1 protein-coding gene is annotated in these 1,039 nt (G+C 62.5%); it reads right to left on the bottom strand.

Going from position 1 to position 1,039, the window contains the following annotated elements:
- Positions 1 to 76: 76 nt before the first annotated feature.
- Entirely contained in the window at positions 77 to 904 is an 828-nt protein-coding gene (locus tag NW863_RS13160) for an ADP-ribosylglycohydrolase family protein (protein WP_414366896.1), read from the bottom strand.
- Positions 905 to 1,039: the final 135 nt, after the last annotated feature.

The following is a 1,039-nucleotide window of genomic DNA, read 5'->3' as shown; positions in this document are numbered from 1 at the left end:
AGCGGGGATTGACCGAGATCACTCTAGAGGTTATGTATGCGGCCAAGGAGGCTCTCGGGGCTTGACGGGATCCATCCTACGTGATGGAAGGTCTGGCTAGCCGATCCACAAACCTCGCTTGGAACTCCCGTACAACGCCGCGCAGCCGCTCGTCTAGGACGGCCAGGGTTTTGGAGGCAATCTCGTCTGGCACGCCGCCGAAAAACGCCTCGGCAATGCCTCCAGCGATACAGGCCATCGTATCTGCATCTCCGCCAAGCGAGATGGCATTGCGCACTGCGTCCTCGAACCCCCCTGCCTCTAGGAAGGCGATGATCGCCTGAGGCACCGAGCCCTGACAGGAGACGTCGAAGCCGTAGCGTTCCCGGATGTCGTCCAGCCGCTCGGATAGGTTGTAGCCAAACTCCCGCTCGATGTAGGCTTTGATGTCTGCCTTGGTGTAGCCTGAGCGGGCGAGAAACACGGCGGCTGCCGTAGCCTGGGCGCCGCGGATGCTCTGCGGGTGGTTGTGGGTCACCTCCGCACTTGCCCGTGCCTCGGCCAACACTTCCTCCAGCGTGTTGCCGGCAATGCCAATGGGGCTGACTCGCATGGCGGATCCATTGCCCCAACTGCGGTACGGCTCGCGGCAGCGATGTTGGGCCCAGCGCCTGAAGCTACTCCCGTAGCCGGCGTGTGGGTAGGCGTGGAAGTACTCGTGGAACCAATCGATGTAGCTACCGCCGCGCAGCAACCGCTCAGCGACGGCAACCGTGAGGACGGTGTCATCGGTGAAGCGGCTGCCTTCCACAAATAGCGGAAAGTCCTTGCTTTTGGTGCCAGCATGCTCATGGACAGAGCCGATTACATCTCCCGCAATTGCCCCCAGCATCGCTGTGCCCTCCTTGGCCAAGTCGCCACTCACCCAGTAGAATCCACAGACTCCAAGAATTGAGGGGCCGGCAGCGCGCTCCCCCTGCAAATTATCCTGCCGAGTCGACCAAGCCTCGCACCGCCCGCACTAGCTCGGCGGGCAGCGGAGAGGCGGGATCCCAGCACA

The sequence above is a fragment of the Synechococcus sp. B60.1 genome (assembly GCF_047462555.1).
GTDB lineage: Bacteria > Cyanobacteriota > Cyanobacteriia > Thermostichales > Thermostichaceae > Thermostichus.
Note: the sequence above shows the minus strand (reverse complement) of the source record. Positions and strands in the feature narration are given on the sequence as shown.